Consider the following 20,092-nt stretch of genomic DNA (forward strand, 5'->3'; position numbering starts at 1 on the left):
GATGACTGCGATTTCTCTCGGCATGCCGTCCGTTCCGACCAAGCTGGCCGAGCGCCGCAAGACCCGGCAGATCCAGGTCGGGACCGTGGCCGTGGGCGGAGACGCACCCGTCTCGGTGCAGTCGATGACGACCACGCGCACGTCGGACATCGGCGCCACGCTCCAGCAGATCGCCGAGCTGACCGCGTCGGGCTGTCAGATCGTGCGGGTCGCCTGTCCCACGCAGGACGACGCGGACGCGCTCGCCACGATCGCCAAGAAGTCGCAGATCCCGGTGATCGCGGACATCCATTTCCAGCCGAAGTACGTGTTCGCCGCGATCGAGGCCGGCTGTGCGGCGGTCCGTGTCAACCCCGGCAACATCAAGCAGTTCGACGACCAGGTCAAGGAGATCGCGCGGGCCGCGAAGGACACCGGCACCCCGATCCGCATCGGCGTCAACGCGGGTTCGCTCGACAAGCGGCTGCTGCAGAAGTACGGCAAGGCGACGCCCGAGGCGCTGGTGGAGTCCGCGCTGTGGGAGGCCTCCCTCTTCGAGGAGCACGACTTCCACGACATCAAGATCTCGGTCAAGCACAACGACCCGGTCGTCATGGTCAACGCCTACCGGCAGCTCGCCGCCGCCTGCGACTACCCGCTGCACCTCGGTGTCACCGAGGCCGGACCCGCCTTCCAGGGCACCATCAAGTCGGCCGTGGCCTTCGGTGCCCTGCTCTCCGAGGGCATCGGCGACACCATCCGCGTCTCCCTCTCGGCCCCGCCGGTCGAGGAGGTCAAGGTCGGCCTGCAGATCCTCCAGTCGCTGAACCTCCGCCAGCGCGGCCTGGAGATCGTCTCCTGCCCGTCCTGCGGCCGCGCCCAGGTCGACGTCTACAAGCTGGCCGAGGAGGTCACCGCCGGCCTCACCGGCATGGAGGTCCCGCTCCGCGTCGCCGTCATGGGCTGTGTCGTCAACGGTCCCGGCGAGGCCCGCGAGGCCGACCTCGGCGTCGCCTCCGGCAACGGCAAGGGGCAGATCTTCGTCAAGGGCGAGGTCATCAAGACCGTCCCCGAGTCGAAGATCGTCGAGACCCTCATCGAAGAGGCGATGAAGCTCGCCGAGCAGATGGAGGCCGACGGAATCGCCTCCGGCGAACCGACGATCTCCGTGGCGGGCTGACTCCTCCCCGCAGACACGAGCCCCGGCCCCTGGAACACCCCAGGGGCGCGGGGACCTGCGCGTTCCGGCCGAGGGGAGCGCGCCCCAGGGGCGCGGGGAACCGCGCGCTCAGCCCCCACGCACCCGCACCCGGGCGACGGCCCCCGGGTCCACCCCGGTAGCCGCAGGCGACGAGGCTCCCTTTCGAGTTCCGGCCGGGCGGAGTCACCCAGGGGCGCGGGGAACTGCGCGCTCAGCCCCCGCGCGCCCGCACCCGGGCGACGGACACCGGGCCCCACCCCCGTGGTCCTGCCCCCCCCCGTCCGGCCGGAGGACCCGGCAGCAAGGCACAATCTCGCCGGGTACAGTGCGGAGACAAGCAGATCCCAGGGTGAGGCCCCCGTACGTGTTGACCCAGACCACCACCAGGGTCCTCGAACCGAGTGACCTGGACGCCGCGCTCGCCGTCCTCGGCCGCGAGCCGGTGGCGAACGCCTTCGTCACCTCCCGAGTGCAGGTCGCCGGGCTCGACCCATGGCGGCTCGGCGGCGAGATGTGGGGCTGGTACGAGGACGGCATGCTGCAGTCCCTCTGCTACGCGGGCGCCAACCTCGTCCCGATCTGCGCCACCCCCCGCGCCGTGCGCGGCTTCGCCGACCGGGCCCGCCGGGGCGGCCGCCGCTGCTCCTCGATCGTCGGCCCCGCCGAACCCACCGCCCAACTGTGGCGGCTGCTCGAACCGAGCTGGGGCCCGGCCCGAGAGATCCGCGCCCACCAGCCGCTGATGGTGACCGACCGGCTGCCCGCCGACGTCACCCCGGATCCGTACGTCCGCCGCATCCGCAAGGACGAGATGGAGACGATCATGCCGGCCTGCGTCGCCATGTTCACCGAGGAGGTCGGCGTCTCGCCGCTGGCCGGCGACGGCGGCCTGCTCTACCAGGCCCGGGTCGCCGAACTCGTCGGCTCCGGCCGGTCCTTCGCCCGCCTCGACCGGGACGGCAACGTCGTCTTCAAGGCGGAGATCGGCGCCGCGACCGCCGAGGCCTGCCAGATCCAGGGGGTGTGGGTGGCCCCCGAACACCGGGGCCGGGGACTCGCGGCCCCCGGCATGGCGGCCGTGCTGCGCTACGCCCTCGCCGATGTCGCCCCGGTCGTCAGCCTCTACGTCAACGACTTCAACACGGCGGCGCGGGCGACGTACCGCCGCGTCGGGTTCCAGGAGACCGGCGCGTTCATGAGCGTCCTGTTCTGACGCCCGGTACGGGCCCGCAGGGACCTCACGCGTCCCACGGTCCGCCAGGTAGTCTCCCGGCATGCTGCGCTTTCCCGGTCACGGCCACCGCGACACCGACGACGTGGTCATCGGCCCGCTGGATCTCGCCGCGCGCGTCGACGAGGCGCTCGCCGTGCAGGCGCTCGCCTTCGGGCTGGGCGCCGACGAGATCGCCGTACGGCGCCAGATCGTGCTGCGCCACCTGACCTATCCGGGAGCCCGCGCGCTCGGCGCCACCACCTCCGACGGACGGCTCGTGGGCTTCGTCTACGGCATGCCCAACGACCGCGCGCACTGGTGGTCCACCGTCGTCGAACCGTACCTGCGCGCCCAGGGCAACGACGGCTGGCTCGACGACTCCTTCGTGATCACCGAACTGCACGTCCACCCCCGCTTCCAGAACCGGGGCGTCGGCCGCACCCTGATCACCGCGATCACGGACACGGCGGCCGAACCGCGCTCGATCCTCTCCGCGATCGACATCGACAGCCCGGCCCGCGGCCTGTACCGCTCCCTCGGCTACGAGGACCTCGCGCGGCAGGTCCTGTTCCCCAGCGCCCCCAAGCCGTACGCCGTGATGGGCGCCCCCCTTCCGCTGCGACACCCCTAATGGATTTCCGGGGACGGCCGCTGCCCGGCTAACCTCCAGACATCACCCTTACGCAGCAGGAGTCGAGAATCATGGCCCAGGTCCAGCGCATGTCCCGTTTGATGGTCAAGACATTGCGTGACGACCCGGCGGACGCCGAGACGCTCAACCACAAGCTGCTCGTCCGCGCCGGCTACGTCCGCCGCAACGCCGCGGGCATCTGGACCTGGCTGCCCCTCGGCAAGAAGGTCCTCGACAACATCTCCCGCGTGGTCCGCGAGGAGATGGACGCGATCGGCGCCCAGGAGGTCCTCCTCCCGGCCCTGCTGCCCAAGGAGCCCTACGAGGCCTCGGCCCGCTGGGAGGAGTACGGCGATCTGCTCTTCCGCCTCAAGGACCGCAAGGGCGCGGAGTACCTGCTCGGTCCGACGCACGAGGAGATCTTCACCCTGATCGTGAAGGACCAGGTGGCCTCGTACAAGGACCTGCCGGTCATGCTCTACCAGATCCAGACGAAGTACCGGGACGAGGCCCGTCCGCGCGCCGGTGTGCTGCGCGGCCGCGAGTTCCAGATGAAGGACTCGTACTCCTTCGACATCACGGACGAGGGCCTCGCCGAGTCGTACCGCCTGCACCGCGAGGCCTACCAGAAGATCTTCGCGCGTCTGGGTCTCGACTACCGCATCGTGTCCGCCGTCTCCGGCGCCATGGGCGGTTCGGCCTCCGAGGAGTTCCTCGCGCCCGCCCCCGCCGGTGAGGACACCTTCGTGGACTGCCCCGCCTGCGACTACGCCGCCAACACGGAGGCCGTGACCTTCAAGCTCACGCCCGTCTCCGAGGAGCACGGCGCCGTCGAGGAGCTGGCCACCCCCGACACCCCGACCATCGAGACGCTCGCCGAGCACCTCGGCGTGCCCGCCTCCGCGACCCTGAAGAACCTGCTGGTCAAGGTCGACGGCGAGATCGTGGCCGTGGGCGTTCCCGGCGACCGCGAGGTCGACCTCGGCAAGCTGGGCGAGCACCTCGCCCCCGCCGTCGTCGAGCTCGTCACGGCGGAGGACTTCGAGGGCCGCGAGGACCTCGTACGCGGCTACGTGGGCCCCCAGGGTCTGGAGAAGGTCCGCTACATCGCCGACCCGCGCGTCGCCCCCGGCACGGCCTGGATCACCGGCGCCAACAAGATCGACACGCACGCGAAGAACGTCGTGGCCGGCCGTGACTTCGAGGTCGACGACTACCTCGACGTCGTCGTGGTGGAAGAGGGCGACCCCTGCCCGAAGTGCGGCACCGGCCTCAAGCTGGACCGCGCCATCGAGATCGGTCACATCTTCCAGCTCGGCCGCAAGTACGCCGACACCTTCAACCTCGACGTCCTCGGCCAGCAGGGCAAGCCGGTCCGCGTGACCATGGGCTCGTACGGCATCGGCGTCTCCCGCGCCGTCGCCGCGCTGGCCGAGCAGTCGGCCGACGACCAGGGCCTGTGCTGGCCCAAGGAGATCGCTCCCGCCGACGTGCACGTGGTCGCCGCGGGCAAGGCCCTCCAGACCGAGCTGGCGCTCGACGTGTCCGAGAAGCTCGGTGCCGCGGGCGTCCGCGTCCTGGTCGACGACCGCGCCGGCGTCTCCCCGGGCGTGAAGTTCACGGACGCGGAGCTCATCGGCGTACCGAAGATCCTGGTCGCGGGCCGCCGTTCGGCCGAGGGCGTCCTGGAGCTGAAGGACCGCCGCACCGGCGAGCGCGAGGAACTGACCGTCGAAGAGGCGATCGCCCGCCTGACGGCGTAGCCGACGACCCGAGCGGCGCTCCGCGTCCCCTCTCCGGAGGGGTGCGGGGCGCCGCTCAGCCGTTTCCGGGAGTGCGGGGCCCCCGCGGACGCCTGTGCCACGGTCCTCGCGGGCGTCCGCGACAGGGCTCGGCGTCCTCCGCGCGGTGCGGCTCCGCTGCGGTTGCCCGGCGGCGAGGTGTCACCTGGCCCGTCCGAGGCGCGCGGTGCGACCCCGCCTCGTGCCGCGGGTGTCCCGAAGCGGCGCCGGTCCTGCCGCGGCACGCGCGGAGGGTGGCGGCGCGGTGCCGCGAAGGCGTCACACCTGCGGGCCCGGCCGGTGCTCAGAGCCAGCCGGCGAACTCCAGGAGCAGTTCGGCGTCCTGGAGGCGGCCGACCCGGCCGGCCCGGACACCCGACTCGACGGCGCGGAACAGGGTCCAGCCGCGCAGCCGCGCCTGGTCCACCTCCAGGGACTCGGCGAGCCGCTTGATCCGCCGCCGGGTGATCGACGGTCCCGAAGGCGACGCGATCAGGTCCTCGACCCGGTCGCGGACCAGCCGGGCCAGATCGAAGGCGCACTCGCCGACCACCGGGTCCGGTCCCACGGCCAGCCAGGGCACGCGCTCCCCGGCGAGCACCTTGCTCTGCCGGAACGTGCCGTGCAGCAGCCGCGCCTCGGGAGGCCCCTCCAGCAGTTCCTCGCGCGCCGCGAGGGCCGCCTCGACCAGAGCCCCGACCCCGGCCCCGGCACCGAGGCCGCTCTCGCCCGCCGCCGTCGCCCGCATGGCCTCGGCCTGCCGCCCCGTCCTCTCCGCCACGGTCTCGAAGACCTGGCCGGCGGGCGGTTCGACCCACAGCCGCCGCAGCGTCCCCGCCGCCTCCAGCAGGGCCTTCGCCTCGGGCAGCGACCGCACGGACACGTCCGGGTGCAGCCGTTCGAGGAGCAGGGCACCGTCGTCGCCGGAACCGTCGTCGCCGTCGTCGAGGAGCCGGACCGCGCCGCGGCCGTCCCAGTGGGCGAGCGCGGCCCGCTCGCTCTCCGGACGTGCCCGTTCGGGTGCCAGCTTCAGCACGGCGGGAGTGCCGTCGGCCCGGCGCACCAGGACGACCAGACTGCTGCGTCCGCCCGGTGCCTGCACCCGCTCCACGGTCAGCTCGCGCAACTCGACGGCCCGTCCGGCCAGTTCGGGCAGGTTCTCCAGCCACCCGCCGGTCTCGTCGGCGCCCTCCGGCCCGCTCGGGCGGGTCTCGCCGAGCGCCCGGAGGAGGCGCTGCGGCGGCTCGAAGGCCATGCGCGAGTCCATGCGCGAGGTGTTCCCTTCCAGGTCGCGTTACGTCGGCGAGGGTGCCGTGGGGGACGGGGTGGCCGCCCGCTCGGCGAGCCCAGGGAAGGCTACGCTCTCGCCGCTCCAGCGCACCGCGCGGACCGCGGCCTCGCGCAGCGCCCCGGCCGCCATGCGCCGCCGGTCGCCCGTGGCGGCGCGCACGAGGTCGGAGTACACGTCGGCCACCCGTTCCTCCAACTCGGCCGCGAACCGTATGGCCGCGGCGGTGTCCGTCACCGGGAACGGCAGCATGTACGCGGCCGACGCGGCCCGGGGGGCGTCGCCCATGTCCTTCACCGCTCGCGCCAGCGTGTCCCGCCGGGCCCGGTGGGCGTCGTACGCCGACCGGGCGTCGCCCTGCCGGGCCGCGCCGATCCGGGCTCCCACGACGCCGTAGCCGTAGACGGCCGCGTGCTCGGCGCCCAGCGCGGCCTGCAGGGCCTTGAGCTCGGCTTCCTCGGTCTTGTTCCGCTTGCTCACTTCGCCGCCTTCGTCAGCAGGAACGCGTGGGCCGCTCCGGCCGCCGCCACGGAGGCGAGCAGCCGGGCGAGTTCACCGGGGAGGTCCACCAGGGCCTGTGTCCGTTCGTCCGCGAGCGTCAGTTCGGCGGAGGCGAGGTCGGCGAGCGCGTCCTTGGGCCGGGCCGCCACGCCGGGGGAGGCACCGGCCGAAGCCGAAGCCGAAGCCGAAGCGGATGCCGACTCCGAGGCCGAGGAGGACGGGGACGGGGACAGGGACGCGGACGGAGACCCGGTCGGGGACGCCGACGCCGAGACCGACGGCGACGCGGACCCCGCCGAGGGCGCCGCCGCCCCGGCCCCGCCGCCCCCGAACGCCTTCGCGTGCCGGAGGACCTCCGCCCGCAGCGGGGCGAGCCGCCCGGCCAGCTGCGGATGGGCGGCGATCACCGCGGTGTACCGGTCGGAGAGGGCCATGCTGTCGCGGGCCGCACGCGCGCGGGCCCGGTCCGCCGCCGAGGGGCGGCTGCCGCCCGTCGTATCGCCGGACGGCTCGGCAGCGGAGCAGCCCGCGAGCGCGAAGGCGCCCGCGGCGGCCGCGAACAGGGTCCTTCGGCGCGGACCCGACGGGGTGCGCGACGGCAGGGGGAACGACACGGCAGACGTCCTCGGAGGGCTCGTACGAATGTATGGGCGAACTGCCCGTGATCACGGTACCCGCGCAGGGGCCGATCGCGTCCCAGCGGCTCTCCTCCAACTGTCCCCGGGGCGGTCCGGGGGCGATTCCGGGGGGTCCCGGCGGCACCCGTCCGCGTGGGCACACCCGCACGGTGGACGGCAACACCCTCCGCGACCGGATACCCTTTGAGCTGACACGCGACCAACCCACAACAGCACACGCGGCCGAGGAGTCACCCGGATGAGCACGACCCAGAGCGAGAGGCTTCGAGAACTCCTGGATCCGCTCGTGAGCTCCCAGGGCCTCGATCTGGAAGAGATCGAAGTGGAGACCGTGGGCCGCAAGCGTGTACTGCGCGTCGTCGTCGACTCGGACGAAGGTGCCGACCTGGACGCGATCGCCGATGTGAGCCGCGCGCTCTCGGCGAAGCTCGACGAGAGCGACGTGATGGGTTCGGGTGAGTACACCCTCGAGGTCGGAACCCCCGGTGCCGAGCGCGAGCTCAAGGAGCACCGTCACTACGTACGCGCCACCGACCGCCTGGTGAGGTTCCAGCTGGCGGAGGACGGCGAACTGCTCGCCAGGATCCTGCGGGTCGAGGACGACGGTCTCGATGTCGAGGTGCCGGGCGTGAAGGGGCGCAAGCCCACCGCCCGCCGGCTCGCCTTCGGAGACGTCGTCAAGGCCCGGGTCCAGGTCGAGTTCAACCGCAAGGACAAGAAGGAAGAGGAGGCGTAGCCGTGGACATCGACATGAGTGCCCTGCGGGGTCTGGTGCGGGAGAAGGAGATCTCCTTCGACCTGCTGGTCGAGGCGATCGAGTCGGCCCTCCTCATCGCCTACCACCGCACCGAGGGAAGCCGCCGTCGCGCGCGCGTGAAACTCGACCGGGAGACCGGCCATGTGACCGTGTGGGCGAAGGAGGACCCCGAGGACCTGGAGGAGGGGCAGGAGGCCCGCGAGTTCGACGACACCCCCTCGGGGTTCGGCCGGATCGCCGCCACCACCGCCAAGCAGGTCATCCTGCAGCGCCTGCGGGACGCCGAGGACGACGCGACCCTCGGCGAGTACGCGGGCCGCGAGGGCGACATCGTCACCGGTGTGGTCCAGCAGGGCCGCGACCCGAAGAACGTGCTCGTCGACATCGGCAAGCTGGAGGCCATCCTGCCGGTGCAGGAGCAGGTCCCCGGCGAGACGTACGAGCACGGCCTGCGCCTGCGCTCGTACGTCGTACGGGTGGCCAAGGGCGTCCGCGGTCCGTCCGTGACCCTGTCCCGTACGCACCCCAACCTCGTGAAGAAGCTCTTCGCGCTGGAGGTGCCGGAGATCGCCGACGGCTCCGTCGAGATCGCCGCCATCGCCCGTGAGGCCGGTCACCGCACGAAGATCGCCGTCCGCTCCAACCGCAGCGGCCTGAACGCCAAGGGCGCCTGCATCGGCCCCATGGGCGGCCGGGTGCGCAACGTGATGGCCGAGCTGAACGGCGAGAAGATCGACATCGTCGACTGGTCGGACGACCCGGCCGACATGGTGGCCAACGCGCTCTCCCCGGCCCGTGTCTCCAAGGTGGAGGTCGTCGACCTCGCGGCCCGCTCCGCGCGCGTGACCGTCCCCGACTACCAGCTGTCGCTGGCGATCGGCAAGGAGGGCCAGAACGCCCGCCTCGCCGCCCGCCTCACGGGCTGGCGGATCGACATCCGTCCGGACACCGAGCAGCCCACCGAGCAGCGCGGGGAATAGACCGGGAATAGATCCGGCCCGCGCATCGCTTACATCACGACAACAACCGTTCGATTCATGCCCCAAAGGGGTGAGGTCGGTACGGGGAGGTAGACTTAAGAGTGTCTGGCCGGACGCGAGCCCGCGCATGCCCTGAACGCACCTGTGTGGGGTGCCGGGAGCGAGCGGCCAAGAGAGACTTGCTGCGCATCGTGGCGGTCGAGGACGCGTGCGTCCCCGATCATCGCGGTACGCTGCCTGGTCGGGGTGCGTACGTGCATCCCGTTCCGGCCTGTCTCGATCTGGCGGTCCGCCGCCGGGCGATCCCACGGGCGCTGCGCGCTCCGGGACCGCTCGACACAGCGGCGTTGCGCCTCACCGTCGAGCAGGCGACACCGTAAGGCGAGTCGTACGGGACCCCCGTGCGGCCCTGGTATTCCGCGAGTTGGAAGTAGGTCGAGATTGCGATGAGCACTCGATGAGCACGCGATGAGTACGCCCATGAAGTAGCGACGGTCCGGACGCAGACCCGGACCTAAAAGGAGCGAAGTGGCTAAGGTCCGGGTATACGAACTCGCCAAGGAGTTCGGCGTGGAGAGCAAGGTCGTCATGGCCAAGCTCCAGGAACTCGGTGAATTCGTCCGTTCGGCGTCCTCGACGATCGAGGCGCCCGTCGTACGCAAACTGACAGATGCCCTCCAGCAGGGCAACGGTGGCGGCAAGCCCGCCCCCCGCAAGGCTGCCCCGGCCAAGCCGGGCGCCCCCTCCCCGGCGCAGGCTGCCCGTCCGGCCGCCCCGCGCCCGGCGGCCCCGAAGCCGGCCGTGGCCGAGAGGCCCGCGGGCGGTCCGGTGACCCCGGCGACCCCGGGCCCGCGCCCGACTCCGGGTCCCAAGCCGGCCCCGAGGCCCGCTCCGGCGGCTCCGGCCCCGGCGGCGCCCGAGTTCACCGCGCCCCCGTCGGCGCCGGCCGCGCCGCAGACCCCCTCGGCCCCCGCCGCGGGTCCCCGTCCGGGCGCTCCGCGTCCCGGCGGCCAGGCCCCGCGTCCCGGTGCCCGTCCGGCCGCTCCCGGCCAGGGCGGCCAGGGCCGTGGTGACCGTCCCGAGCGCGGCGACCGTCAGGGCGCCCCGCGTCCGGGCGGCCAGGCCCCGCGTCCGGGTGCCCGTCCGGCCGGTCCCCGTCCGGGCAACAACCCGTTCACCTCCGGCGGCTCCACCGGCATGGCGCGCCCGCAGGCGCCCCGTCCGGGCGGTGCCCGTCCCGGCCCCGGTGGCGGCGCCGGTGCTCCCGGTGGTCCGCGTCCCCAGGGACCGGGCGGCCAGGACCGTGCTCCCCGTCCCCAGGGCGGTCCCGGCGGCGCTCCGCGTCCGCAGGGCGGTCCGGGCGGTCCCCGTCCCACGCCGGGCGGCATGCCCCGTCCGCAGGCCCCGCGTCCCGGCGGCGGCCCCGGCGGCAACCGTCCGAACCCGGGCATGATGCCCCAGCGTCCGGCCGCGGGCAGCCCGCGGCCCGGCGGCGGCCCCGGTGGCCGTGGTCCCGGTGCGGGTGGTCGTCCCGGTGGTCCCGGTGGCGGCGGCGGTCGTCCCGGCTTCGCCGGTCGTCCGGCCGGTCCCGGTGGCGGTGGCGGCGGCTTCGCCGGTCGTCCCGGTGGTCCCGGTGGCGGTGGCGGCGGCTTCGCCGGTCGTCCCGGTGGTCCCGGTGGCGGCGGCGGCCGTCCCGGCTTCGGCGGTCGTCCGGGTGGTCCCGGTGGCCGTGGTGGCACGCAGGGCGCGTTCGGCCGTCCCGGCGGTCCGGCGCGTCGTGGCCGCAAGTCGAAGCGGCAGAGGCGCCAGGAGTACGAGGCCATGCAGGCCCCGTCGGTCGGCGGCGTGATGCTGCCTCGCGGCAACGGACAGTCCGTCCGCCTGTCGCGCGGTGCCTCGCTCACCGACTTCGCGGAGAAGATCAACGCCAACCCGGCGTCGCTCGTCGCCGTGATGATGAACCTCGGCGAGATGGTCACTGCCACGCAGTCCGTCTCCGACGAGACCCTCCAGCTGCTCGCCGGCGAGATGAACTACGTCGTCGAGATCGTCAGCCCGGAGGAGGAGGACCGCGAGCTGCTCGAGTCCTTCGACATCGAGTTCGGCGAGGACGAGGGTGGCGAGGAGTTCCTCGTCGCGCGTCCGCCGGTCGTGACCGTCATGGGTCACGTCGACCACGGTAAGACCCGCCTTCTCGACACCATCCGCAAGACGAACGTCGTCGCGGGCGAGGCCGGTGGCATCACCCAGCACATCGGTGCCTACCAGGTCACGACCTCGGTCAACGACGAAGAGCGCAAGATCACCTTCATCGACACCCCGGGTCACGAGGCGTTCACCGCCATGCGTGCCCGTGGTGCGAAGTCGACCGACATCGCGATCCTCGTGGTGGCGGCCAACGACGGTGTGATGCCCCAGACGATCGAGGCGCTGAACCACGCCAAGGCGGCCGACGTGCCGATCGTGGTCGCGGTCAACAAGATCGACGTCGAGGGTGCCGACCCGACCAAGGTGCGCGGTCAGCTCACCGAGTTCGGTCTGGTGGCCGAGGAGTACGGCGGCGACACGATGTTCGTCGACATCTCCGCCAAGCAGGGTCTGAACATCGACCAGCTGCTCGAGGCCGTGGTCCTGACCGCGGACGCCTCGCTCGACCTGCGGGCCAACCCGGAGCAGGACGCGCAGGGCATCGCGATCGAGTCCCACCTCGACCGCGGCCGCGGTGCCGTCGCGACCGTCCTGGTCCAGCGAGGCACCCTGCGGGTCGGCGACACCATGGTGGTCGGCGACGCGTACGGCCGTGTCCGCGCGATGCTCGACGACAAGGGCGAGAACGTGGAGGAGGCGGGTCCCTCGACCCCGGTCCTCGTCCTCGGTCTCACCAACGTCCCGGGCGCCGGCGACAACTTCCTCGTCGTCGACGAGGACCGCACGGCCCGTCAGATCGCCGAGAAGCGCGCGGCGCGCGAGCGCAACGCCAACTTCGCCCGCCGGGGTGTCCGGTTCTCCCTGGAGAACCTGGACGAGGCCCTCAAGGCCGGTCTGGTGCAGGAACTCAACCTCATCATCAAGGGCGACGCGTCCGGTTCGGTGGAGGCCCTCGAGTCCTCGCTGCTCCAGCTCGACGTCGGCGACGAGGTCGACATCCGCGTCCTGCACCGCGGTGTGGGTGCGGTCACCGAGTCCGACATCAACCTGGCGACCGGCTCCGACGCCATCGTCATCGGCTTCAACGTCCGGGCAGCCGGCCGTGCGCAGCAGATGGCGGAGCGCGAGGGCGTCGACGTCCGGTACTACTCGGTGATCTACCAGGCCATCGAGGAGATCGAGGCGGCCCTCAAGGGCATGCTCAAGCCGGAGTACGAGGAGGTCGAGCTCGGCACGGCGGAGATCCGCGAGGTCTTCAAGTCGTCCAAGCTGGGCAACATCGCCGGTGTCCTGGTCCGCTCGGGCGAGGTCAAGCGCAACACCAAGGCGCGCCTCATCCGCGACGGCAAGGTCATCGCGGAGAACCTCAACATCTCCGGTCTGCGTCGCTTCAAGGACGACGTCACCGAGATCCGCGAAGGCTTCGAGGGCGGTATCAACCTCGGAAACTTCAACGACATCAAGGTCGACGACGTCATCGCGACGTACGAGATGCGCGAGAAGCCGCGCTCGTAAAGCGGTTCCCAGGCTGGCCGGCGGTGAGCAGTCACCGCCGGCCAGCCTGGCTTTTGCGAGACCACGCGATTCCCCGCGTCCCTCCCCGGGGCGCGGGGAATCGCGTGACCGGCCCCGGCAGGCCCCACGGCCGGCCAGGGCGCCGGTCAACCCGCCCGGCGTACGGCCGGGGCCCGGAAACCCCGTCGAGCGGGCCGACGGTTCGTTGTACGGTTCTGATGTCCCTGCCAAGCGCATTGGCAGGCCGTCTACCCCGTACCGGCGGGACATCCGGTTACACATGTATGTGGGGACGCTGTCCTTCGATCTGCTCCTCGGCGACGTTCACTCGCTCAAGGAGAAACGCTCTCTCGTCCGGCCGATCGTCGCCGAACTCCAGCGGAAGTACGCGGTGAGTGCCGCCGAGACGGGCAACCAGGACCTTCACCGCAGGGCCGAGATCGGCCTGGCGGTGGTCTCCGGGGACACCACGCACCTGGCCGAGGTACTGGACCGGTGCGAACGGCTGGTCGCGGCGCGACCGGAGGTGGAACTGCTGTCGGTACGACGCAGACTCCACAGCGACGAAGACTGACGAAGACCGACGCAACACGCAAGGCGAAGAAGGAGACGGACCAGTGGCCGACAACGCGCGGGCGAAGAGGCTGGCGGACCTCATCCGAGAGGTGGTGGCCCAGAAGCTGCAGCGCGGGATCAAGGACCCGCGGCTCGGCACTCACGTCACCATCACGGACACCCGGGTCACCGGGGACCTCCGGGAGGCCACCGTCTTCTACACGGTGTACGGGGACGACGAGACGCGTGCCGAGGCGGCCGCGGGCCTGGAGAGCGCCAAGGGCGTGCTCCGCTCGGCCGTCGGCGCGGCGGCGGGCGTGAAATTCACGCCGACGCTGACGTTCGTCGCGGACGCCCTCCCGGACACCGCGAGGACCATCGAGGACCTGCTCGACAAGGCACGGGCCTCGGACGCGAAGGTGCGCGAGGTATCGGCCGGCGCGGCCTTCGCGGGCGACGCGGACCCGTACAAGAAGCCGGGCGAGGACGACGAGGACGACTCGGCTCGATGACGCAGAAGACCAAAACGCCCGACGGGCTTGTCATCGTCGACAAGCCGTCGGGCTTCACCTCGCACGACGTGGTCGCCAAGATGCGCGGGATCGCCAGGACCCGCCGGGTCGGCCACGCGGGCACCCTCGACCCCATGGCCACGGGCGTCCTCGTCCTCGGGGTCGAGAAGGCCACCAAGCTCCTCGGGCACCTCGCGCTCACCGAGAAGGGGTACCTCGGCACGATCCGGCTCGGCCAGAACACGCTGACCGACGACGCCGAGGGCGAGATCACCTCCTCGGCGGACGCCTCCGGCGTCAAGCGCGACGCGATCGACGCCGGGGTGGCCAAGCTGACCGGCGCCATCATGCAGGTGCCGTCCAAGGTCAGCGCCATCAAGATCGACGGCGTGCGCTCGTACAAGAGGGCGCGCGAGGGCGAGGAGTTCGAGATCCCGGCCCGTCCGGTGACCATCTCCTCGTTCACGGTCTACGACATCCGTGACACGGTCGCCGAGGACGGCACCCCGGTGCTCGACCTGGTCGTCTCCGTCGTCTGCTCGTCCGGGACCTACATCCGGGCGATCGCCCGCGACCTCGGCGCGGACCTGGGCGTCGGCGGCCACCTCACGGCCCTGCGCCGCACCCGCGTCGGCCCGTACAAGCTGGACTCCGCGCGCACCCTCGACCAGCTCCAGGAGGAGCTGACGGTCATGCCGCTCGCGGAGGCGGCCGCGGCCGCGTTCCCGCGCTGGGACGTGGACTCCAAGCGGGCCCGGCTGCTGCTCAACGGCGTCCGGCTCGAGATGCCCGACGAGTACGCGGGCGAGGGCACCGTGGCGGTCTTCGGCCCCGAGGGCCAGTTCCTCGCGCTGGTGGAGGAACAGAAGGGCAAGGCCAAGAGCCTGGCCGTCTTCGCCTGAGCACCGCGCGCCCCCGCCGGGCGCGCGGCCGGGCGGACACCCGCCCGTGGAGCGGCGGTCACGGGGCCTCGTGCCCGCCGCTCAACGGTCCCCCCTCGGTTCCCCCACCCAAGGGTGTATCCATCCGACCTGCCGTATTCACCCCATCGGGCGGGCGCTCGGAGTGAACCAGGGGAGTAGAAGGGGGCGCTTTTCCCTCCCGATCTGTCCCGCTGATCAACTCGCCCCTACCGTCGGATCAGGAGCACGGCGGGGAGGTTCGAGTATGGCGGGGCGAGGCCCGCGGACCGGGAACGAAGAGGCGGCGGACGGCGCCGGACGGACGGGGGACGACGCCCTCGTACGCGTCCGCGATCTGGTGGGCCGCCCGCGCGGCACGGGTTTCGCGGCCGATCACCACGGCACCGTGATCACCGCTCACGAGGCGGTCGACGGCCTGGACCGGTTCGTCCTGCACGCCCCCGGCGACCGCACCTGCGTGCTGGGCGCCGACGCCGTCACACCCCTGCCCGGCCTCGGTCTGGCCCTCGTACGCACCGAAGGCCTCGGCCTCGTCCCGCTCCCCGTCACCGTGCGGGACCGCGTCGCGACCGGCACGTACGTCACGCTCGCCGCGGGCGGCTGGCGCGAGGCACGCGTGCTGGGCTCCTCCGCCGTGACCTATACGGCCGTCGGCCACACCCATCTCCTCTGCGACGCACTGGAGTTGGCGATCGGCACGGCGGGCGCGGACGCGCTCAGGCCCGGCGGTGGAGCGGCCGGGGGACCGGTCCTCGACGCCGGCACCGGCGCCGTGGTGGCCGTCATCGGCACCGCCCTGTCCGCCCCCGCCCCGGACGGCACCGGGCCGGGGGAGGCCCCGGCGGACCGCCGGGTGCCCGGCTTCGCCGTCCCCCTGCGGGGCGTCGCGGGGCCGCTCGCCGAGCTGCTGGCCCGCAACGCGGCCACCGTGCCCGCGTACGGCGCCGATCTGAACCTCGCGGGCGCGCTGGAACTCACCGCGACCTCGGTGGGCTCGGACGGGCCCCGTCCGCCGGTCCCGCCCGCGGCCGCGGGCACGTACCCCGGGATCGTCGAACGGGCCGGTGTGGTCAGGGAGTTCGCGGCCTTCGAGCGCGGCCCGGCCGCCGTCCTCGGACTCGTCGGCCCGCCCGGCAGCGGCCGTACGACGGAACTGGCCGCCCTCGCCGCCCGCCGCCTCTACTGCCCCGAACCGGCTCCCACCCTGTGGCTGCGCGGCGCCGACCTCCGCGCCGACGACACCTCGGTGGCGGACGCGGCGACGCGCGCCCTGGAGCGCGCCGGGCGGATCGTGGCCGCGTCCCGGCGCGGCTCCGGGGAGGCCGGGACGGCGGCCGCGCGGCGGTCCCGGGCCGAGACGAGCGTCCTGCCGCCCGAGGGATACGGCGGCGAACTCGGCGACATCACGCCGGACCGCCTGGCCGGCCCCGCCCGCGCCGCGGGCCGTCCGCTGCTGCTCCTCCTCGACGGCCCCGAGGAGATGCCCCCCGAACTCGCCCACCGCCTCCCGGACTGGACCGGGGCGACGGCCGCCTGGCTGACGGAGACCGGGACCCGGCTCGTGGTCGGCTGCCGGGCGGAATACTGGGAACGGGCCGGGGCGGAATTCCCGGCGCCCCTGCTGCACCGCCCGACGGCCCACCGGGAGGAGTGGTGGACACCGGACGAGGCCGGACAGCTGTCACCGGACGCCTGGCGGCGCCCGACGGAGGACCTCGACGGCCCGATGGAGGACCTCGACGGCCCGGTGGCCGTCCCTCGGATCGTGCGGGTGCCGGCGGAAGCGGGCCGGGAACCGGCGCCGGACGCCGGGGGACGGCCGGTCCCGGCCGCGGACGGGGCCCTGCCCGACTGCCTGGTGCTCGGCGACCTGACCGAGAAGGAGGGGCGGCGGGCCCGGGCCCGGGCCGGGATCCCGGACGGGGCCCTGGTGCCGGCCGACGCCCGCCACCCCCTGGTGCTGTGGCTGCTCTCCGAGGTGAGGGCGGCGCCCGTGGACCTGCCGGCCGAACAGCTCGGCCGCGACGACGTGTTCGCCGCCCACCTCGACCTCATGTGCCTGCGCGTCGCGGTCCGGCTCGCCGCCGCGAACGGACTGGGCGGCACCGCCGTGCGCCGGCTCGCCGCCCGTGTCTCCGGTCAGGTGCACGAAGCGGCCCGGCGCTGTCTGGGCCCCGGACAGGGGCAACTGGACCGGGTCGCCTTCGAGGAGGTCTTCCCCTGGGGCCCCGCCCGGGGACGCCTCGCGGGCATCACCGGCTGGGCGTCCGCCGTCCTCACCGAAGGACTCCTCGTCCCCGCGGGCGACGGCTACCGCTTCGCCCACGAGGAGCTCGCCGACTGGATCCAGGGCGCCCACCTCGACCTGGACCCGGCGCTGGACAGCCTGGTCCACCGCGGGCGCGGCACACCCGGCACCGGCCCCGGACGCGCGGGGAGCACGGACCCCGGCCGTCGGCACGCCGACCGCGGCCGGTCCACCCCGCCCGACGCCGGGACCCACGGCTCCGGAATTCACGACTCCAGAACCCACGATCCCAGGACCCTCGCCTCCGGGGCGGACACCCTCCCCGTCCCCCGGCACAGGATCGGCCCCGTCGTCGAGACCCTGCTCCTGCTGGCCCGCCAACAGGCCACCGCCGAACTGACCTCCCGTCTGGAGGACCTCGTCGAGGCGGCCGACGACCTCCTGCCCGGGGCACCCGACCGGCTCGCCGCCGCCCACGGCACCGGGCCGGCCGCCCCGCCGGGCGACCCCCTCTGGTGGGCCACCCGACTCTGCGCCGGCGTCCTGCTCCGCGTGCCCGACGCGACCCCGTACATCGGCGCGCTGCGGCTGCTCACCGAGCGGATCGTGGAGTGGCGGCAGCAGGGCAGGGCCGTACCGGCGGAGTTCGGTCCGGCCTTCTGGGCGGCGCTGCCCGTCCCGGACACGGAACGCTTCGACCTGCTCAGGCGTCTGGTGGTCGCCGACCCCCGCCGGGCCCCGGCGACCGAGCCCCCGCACCACGGTGAGGCCCCCGCCGTCCCACGCCATCTCGACACCGTCTCCCGCCTCCTCGCCGCCGACCCCATCGCCGTGCACCGCCAGCTCACCCGCTGGTTCGACGACGAACGGCCCCTCGCCGCGACACCGGACGCGACCGTGGCGACGGCCGCGCAGGCACTGCTGTACGCGCACCGGCGGCGCGCCCCGGACGACCTGACCGAGGCGCTGCTGGCCGGAGCACATCACCGGGGCGACGAACTGCTGGCCGTGCTGGCCGAGGAGGAGCCGTCGGCCATGTGCCGGGCGGTCGACCGGTGGGCGCGGGACGAACGGCCGGCACGGCGGGCGGCGGCGGTCGCCCACGGGCTGCGGGCGGCACCGTTCGCGGCCACCCCGGCCGACCGCGAGCTGCTGCGTCACGCCGCCCTCGCCCTGCTCGCCCGCCCCACCGACCAGGCACTGCACGGCGGAGCGCTCGGCATCCTCGTACGGGATCCGCTCACGCGTGCCCGCTGCCTGCCGCGGGCCCTGGAACACTTCGCGGCCGACGACTCCCGGCTGCCCCCGAGCGCGCTGGCCGCCGCGCTCACCACCGACCCGGAGCCCGTGCTGGCCGCCTTCCGCGACCGACTGCGGCGGCTCGGCCCCGACACGGCCGAACTGCTGCGCGCCCTCGCCGACGCCACCACGCCCGCCCTGGCCCGCCACGTCGCCGCGCTGGTGCGGGAGACCGTGGAGCTGTGGCCCGGGGTCGCCGCGTACATGGCCGCGGACGTGGACCGCCGCATCGACCACGGAAAAGCCTCCCGGGGAATGTTGTTCCCCCTGGTCAGCGGTCTGCTGGAGAGCGGTGGTACGCCGGTGCGGACGGCACTCGCCCAGATCCTCGCCACACCGGGGGACAAGGCGTCGGCCCCGCTGCGGCGCGAGCTGCTCGATCTGCTGCTGGCGCACGAGCGGGACCCGGCCGTTCTCGGCACCGTGCTGAGGGCCGCCGCCGACGGCCTCGACCACAGGGGCGAGGCACTCACCCGCGAGCTGGTGCGGCGCGTCGGACTCCTCCTCGCCCGCACACCGGCCGGGGCCCTCGCCTTCGACCGGGGCCTGGCCGACCTGGCCCGGCGCGTTCCGGGCTTCGCCACCCTGGTGGCCCGCTGGGTGACCGGCACCCCCGGGGAGTGGTCCCTCCTGGTCGGCCCCGGCACCCGTCACATGATCGAGGACCTGGCCGGGGCGAGGGCTCCCGTCTGAACCACGCCCGCGCACCGGGCTCCGCACCGCACCGGACCCCCCTCGCGCGCCACGCCGGACTCCCCGTCGGGTCCGGCACCGCGCGCCCCGCCGAACTCGGCACCGCGGTCCACGGTGCTGAGCGATCGGTCACAGCCCGATGCCGATGCAAGCAGGGAGCGCACGGCATGGCACCCTTAGAGCTGCGAATAAGGCAATCACGGACACGGGTTCGACAAGGAGCGGTCACAGTGCAACGCTGGCGTGGCTTGGAGGACATCCCCGAGGACTGGGGGCGCAGCGTCGTCACCATCGGTTCCTACGACGGGGTGCACCGCGGACACCAGCTGATCATCCGGCATGCCGTGGACCGCGCCCGTGAGCTGGGCGTCCCCTCCGTCGTGGTCACCTTCGACCCGCACCCCAGCGAGGTGGTCCGCCCCGGCAGCCACCCCCCGCTGCTCGCCCCGCACCACCGGCGCGCCGAGCTGATGGCGGAACTGGGCGTGGACGCCCTGCTCATCCTGCCGTTCACCACCGAGTTCTCGAAGCTGTCGCCCGCCGACTTCGTGGTGAAGGTGCTGGTCGACAAGCTGCACGCCAAGGCGGTCGTCGAAGGCCCCAACTTCCGCTTCGGCCACAGGGCCGCGGGCAACGTCGACTTCCTGCGCGAACAGGGGGAGACGTACGACTTCGAGGTCGAGGTCGTCGACCTCTTCGTGTCCGGCGAGGCGGGCGGCGGCGAGCCGTTCTCCTCGACCCTCACCCGGCGCCTGGTCGCCGAGGGCGACGTCGAGGGCGCGCGCGAGATCCTCGGACGGCCGCACCGGGTCGAGGGCGTCGTCGTCCGCGGTGCCCAGCGCGGCCGCGAGCTCGGTTTCCCCACGGCGAACGTCGAGACCCTCCCGCACACCGCGATCCCCGCGGACGGCGTCTACGCCGGCTGGCTGCACGCCCAGGGCGAGGCCATGCCCGCCGCGATCTCCGTGGGCACGAACCCGCAGTTCGACGGCACCGAGCGCACGGTGGAGGCGTACGCCATCGACCGTGTCGGCCTCGACCTCTACGGTCTGCACGTCGCCGTCGACTTCCTCGCCTTCGTCCGCGGCCAGGCCAGGTTCGACTCCATCGAGGCCCTGCTGGTGGCGATCGGCGACGACGTGAAGCGCTCACGGGAACTGATCGAGGCGTACGACGGGGAGTAGTCCTTCCCGGCCCTTCTCCGGCCCCGCTCCCCACGTGAAGACCCGC

General features: G+C 73.3%; 16 protein-coding genes. 13 read left to right on the forward strand and 3 right to left on the reverse strand.

Annotated elements, in window-relative coordinates; genetic code table 11:
- Nucleotide 1 precedes the first annotated feature (1 nt).
- The 4 genes from ispG (at nucleotide 2) to ACICHK_RS28840 (ending at nucleotide 4,787) form a co-directional block, all read left to right on the forward strand.
- Nucleotides 2-1,159: a flavodoxin-dependent (E)-4-hydroxy-3-methylbut-2-enyl-diphosphate synthase gene (gene ispG / locus ACICHK_RS28825; RefSeq protein ID WP_406839134.1), complete on the forward strand. Its 1,158-nt coding sequence runs from the start codon at nucleotides 2-4 to the stop codon at nucleotides 1,157-1,159.
- Nucleotides 1,160-1,544: 385 nt separating this feature from the next.
- On the forward strand, nucleotides 1,545-2,393 hold the full coding sequence (locus ACICHK_RS28830; RefSeq protein WP_406839135.1) for a GNAT family N-acetyltransferase: 849 nt from the start codon (nucleotides 1,545-1,547) through the stop codon (nucleotides 2,391-2,393).
- 61 nt (nucleotides 2,394-2,454) lie between these two features.
- Entirely contained in the window at nucleotides 2,455-3,024 is a 570-nt protein-coding gene (locus ACICHK_RS28835; RefSeq protein WP_406839136.1) for a GNAT family N-acetyltransferase, read from the forward strand.
- Between the two features lie 71 nt (nucleotides 3,025-3,095).
- A complete protein-coding gene (locus ACICHK_RS28840) occupies nucleotides 3,096-4,787 on the forward strand; it encodes a proline--tRNA ligase (RefSeq protein ID WP_406839137.1) in 1,692 nt (563 codons plus the stop codon).
- A gap of 322 nt (nucleotides 4,788-5,109) precedes the next feature.
- Here ACICHK_RS28840 and ACICHK_RS28845 read toward each other — a convergent pair whose 3' ends face one another.
- From ACICHK_RS28845 to ACICHK_RS28855, 3 genes are read right to left on the reverse strand one after another with little or no spacing between them, the layout of a single operon-like run.
- The gene (locus ACICHK_RS28845) at nucleotides 5,110-6,060 is read right to left on the reverse strand and encodes an aminoglycoside phosphotransferase family protein (RefSeq protein ID WP_406841342.1); all 951 of its coding nucleotides are present in this window, start codon (nucleotides 6,058-6,060) and stop codon (nucleotides 5,110-5,112) included.
- A gap of 39 nt (nucleotides 6,061-6,099) precedes the next feature.
- Complete coding sequence (locus ACICHK_RS28850; protein WP_406839138.1) at nucleotides 6,100-6,573, reverse strand: ferritin-like domain-containing protein; 474 nt, start codon at nucleotides 6,571-6,573, stop codon at nucleotides 6,100-6,102.
- Entirely contained in the window at nucleotides 6,570-7,208 is a 639-nt protein-coding gene (locus ACICHK_RS28855; RefSeq protein ID WP_406839139.1) for a hypothetical protein, read from the reverse strand. The genes ACICHK_RS28850 and ACICHK_RS28855 overlap by 4 nt, the downstream gene beginning before the upstream one ends.
- Nucleotides 7,209-7,470: 262 nt before the next feature.
- On the opposite strand from ACICHK_RS28855, the gene rimP reads away from it, so the two are divergent.
- The 9 genes from rimP to ACICHK_RS28900 all read left to right on the forward strand — a co-directional run bounded on the left by rimP (nucleotide 7,471) and on the right by ACICHK_RS28900 (nucleotide 20,046).
- On the forward strand, nucleotides 7,471-7,968 hold the full coding sequence (gene rimP, locus ACICHK_RS28860) for a ribosome maturation factor RimP (protein ID WP_406839140.1): 498 nt from the start codon (nucleotides 7,471-7,473) through the stop codon (nucleotides 7,966-7,968).
- Nucleotides 7,969-7,970: 2 nt separating this feature from the next.
- On the forward strand, nucleotides 7,971-8,969 hold the full coding sequence (nusA, locus tag ACICHK_RS28865; RefSeq protein WP_406839141.1) for a transcription termination factor NusA: 999 nt from the start codon (nucleotides 7,971-7,973) through the stop codon (nucleotides 8,967-8,969).
- 101 nt (nucleotides 8,970-9,070) lie between these two features.
- On the forward strand, nucleotides 9,071-9,349 hold the full coding sequence (locus tag ACICHK_RS28870; RefSeq protein ID WP_406839142.1) for a YlxR family protein: 279 nt from the start codon (nucleotides 9,071-9,073) through the stop codon (nucleotides 9,347-9,349).
- 148 nt (nucleotides 9,350-9,497) lie between these two features.
- Nucleotides 9,498-12,632, forward strand: coding sequence for a translation initiation factor IF-2 (gene infB, locus ACICHK_RS28875; protein ID WP_406839143.1), 3,135 nt, complete (start codon nucleotides 9,498-9,500; stop codon nucleotides 12,630-12,632).
- Between the two features lie 280 nt (nucleotides 12,633-12,912).
- Nucleotides 12,913-13,206, forward strand: coding sequence for a DUF503 domain-containing protein (locus tag ACICHK_RS28880; protein ID WP_151474854.1), 294 nt, complete (start codon nucleotides 12,913-12,915; stop codon nucleotides 13,204-13,206).
- 43 nt (nucleotides 13,207-13,249) lie between these two features.
- Nucleotides 13,250-13,699: a 30S ribosome-binding factor RbfA gene (gene rbfA, locus ACICHK_RS28885; RefSeq protein ID WP_103552218.1), complete on the forward strand. Its 450-nt coding sequence runs from the start codon at nucleotides 13,250-13,252 to the stop codon at nucleotides 13,697-13,699.
- Nucleotides 13,696-14,601: a tRNA pseudouridine(55) synthase TruB gene (gene truB, locus ACICHK_RS28890; RefSeq protein ID WP_406839144.1), complete on the forward strand. Its 906-nt coding sequence runs from the start codon at nucleotides 13,696-13,698 to the stop codon at nucleotides 14,599-14,601. The genes rbfA and truB overlap by 4 nt, the downstream gene beginning before the upstream one ends.
- A 265-nt stretch (nucleotides 14,602-14,866) precedes the next feature.
- Nucleotides 14,867-18,862: a serine protease gene (locus ACICHK_RS28895; protein ID WP_406839145.1), complete on the forward strand. Its 3,996-nt coding sequence runs from the start codon at nucleotides 14,867-14,869 to the stop codon at nucleotides 18,860-18,862.
- Between the two features lie 230 nt (nucleotides 18,863-19,092).
- Entirely contained in the window at nucleotides 19,093-20,046 is a 954-nt protein-coding gene (locus tag ACICHK_RS28900) for a bifunctional riboflavin kinase/FAD synthetase (RefSeq protein WP_103552221.1), read from the forward strand.
- Nucleotides 20,047-20,092 lie beyond the last annotated feature (46 nt).

The sequence above is a fragment of the Streptomyces sp. AHU1 genome (assembly GCF_045343905.1).
In the GTDB taxonomy this organism is placed as follows: domain Bacteria; phylum Actinomycetota; class Actinomycetes; order Streptomycetales; family Streptomycetaceae; genus Streptomyces; species Streptomyces triticiradicis.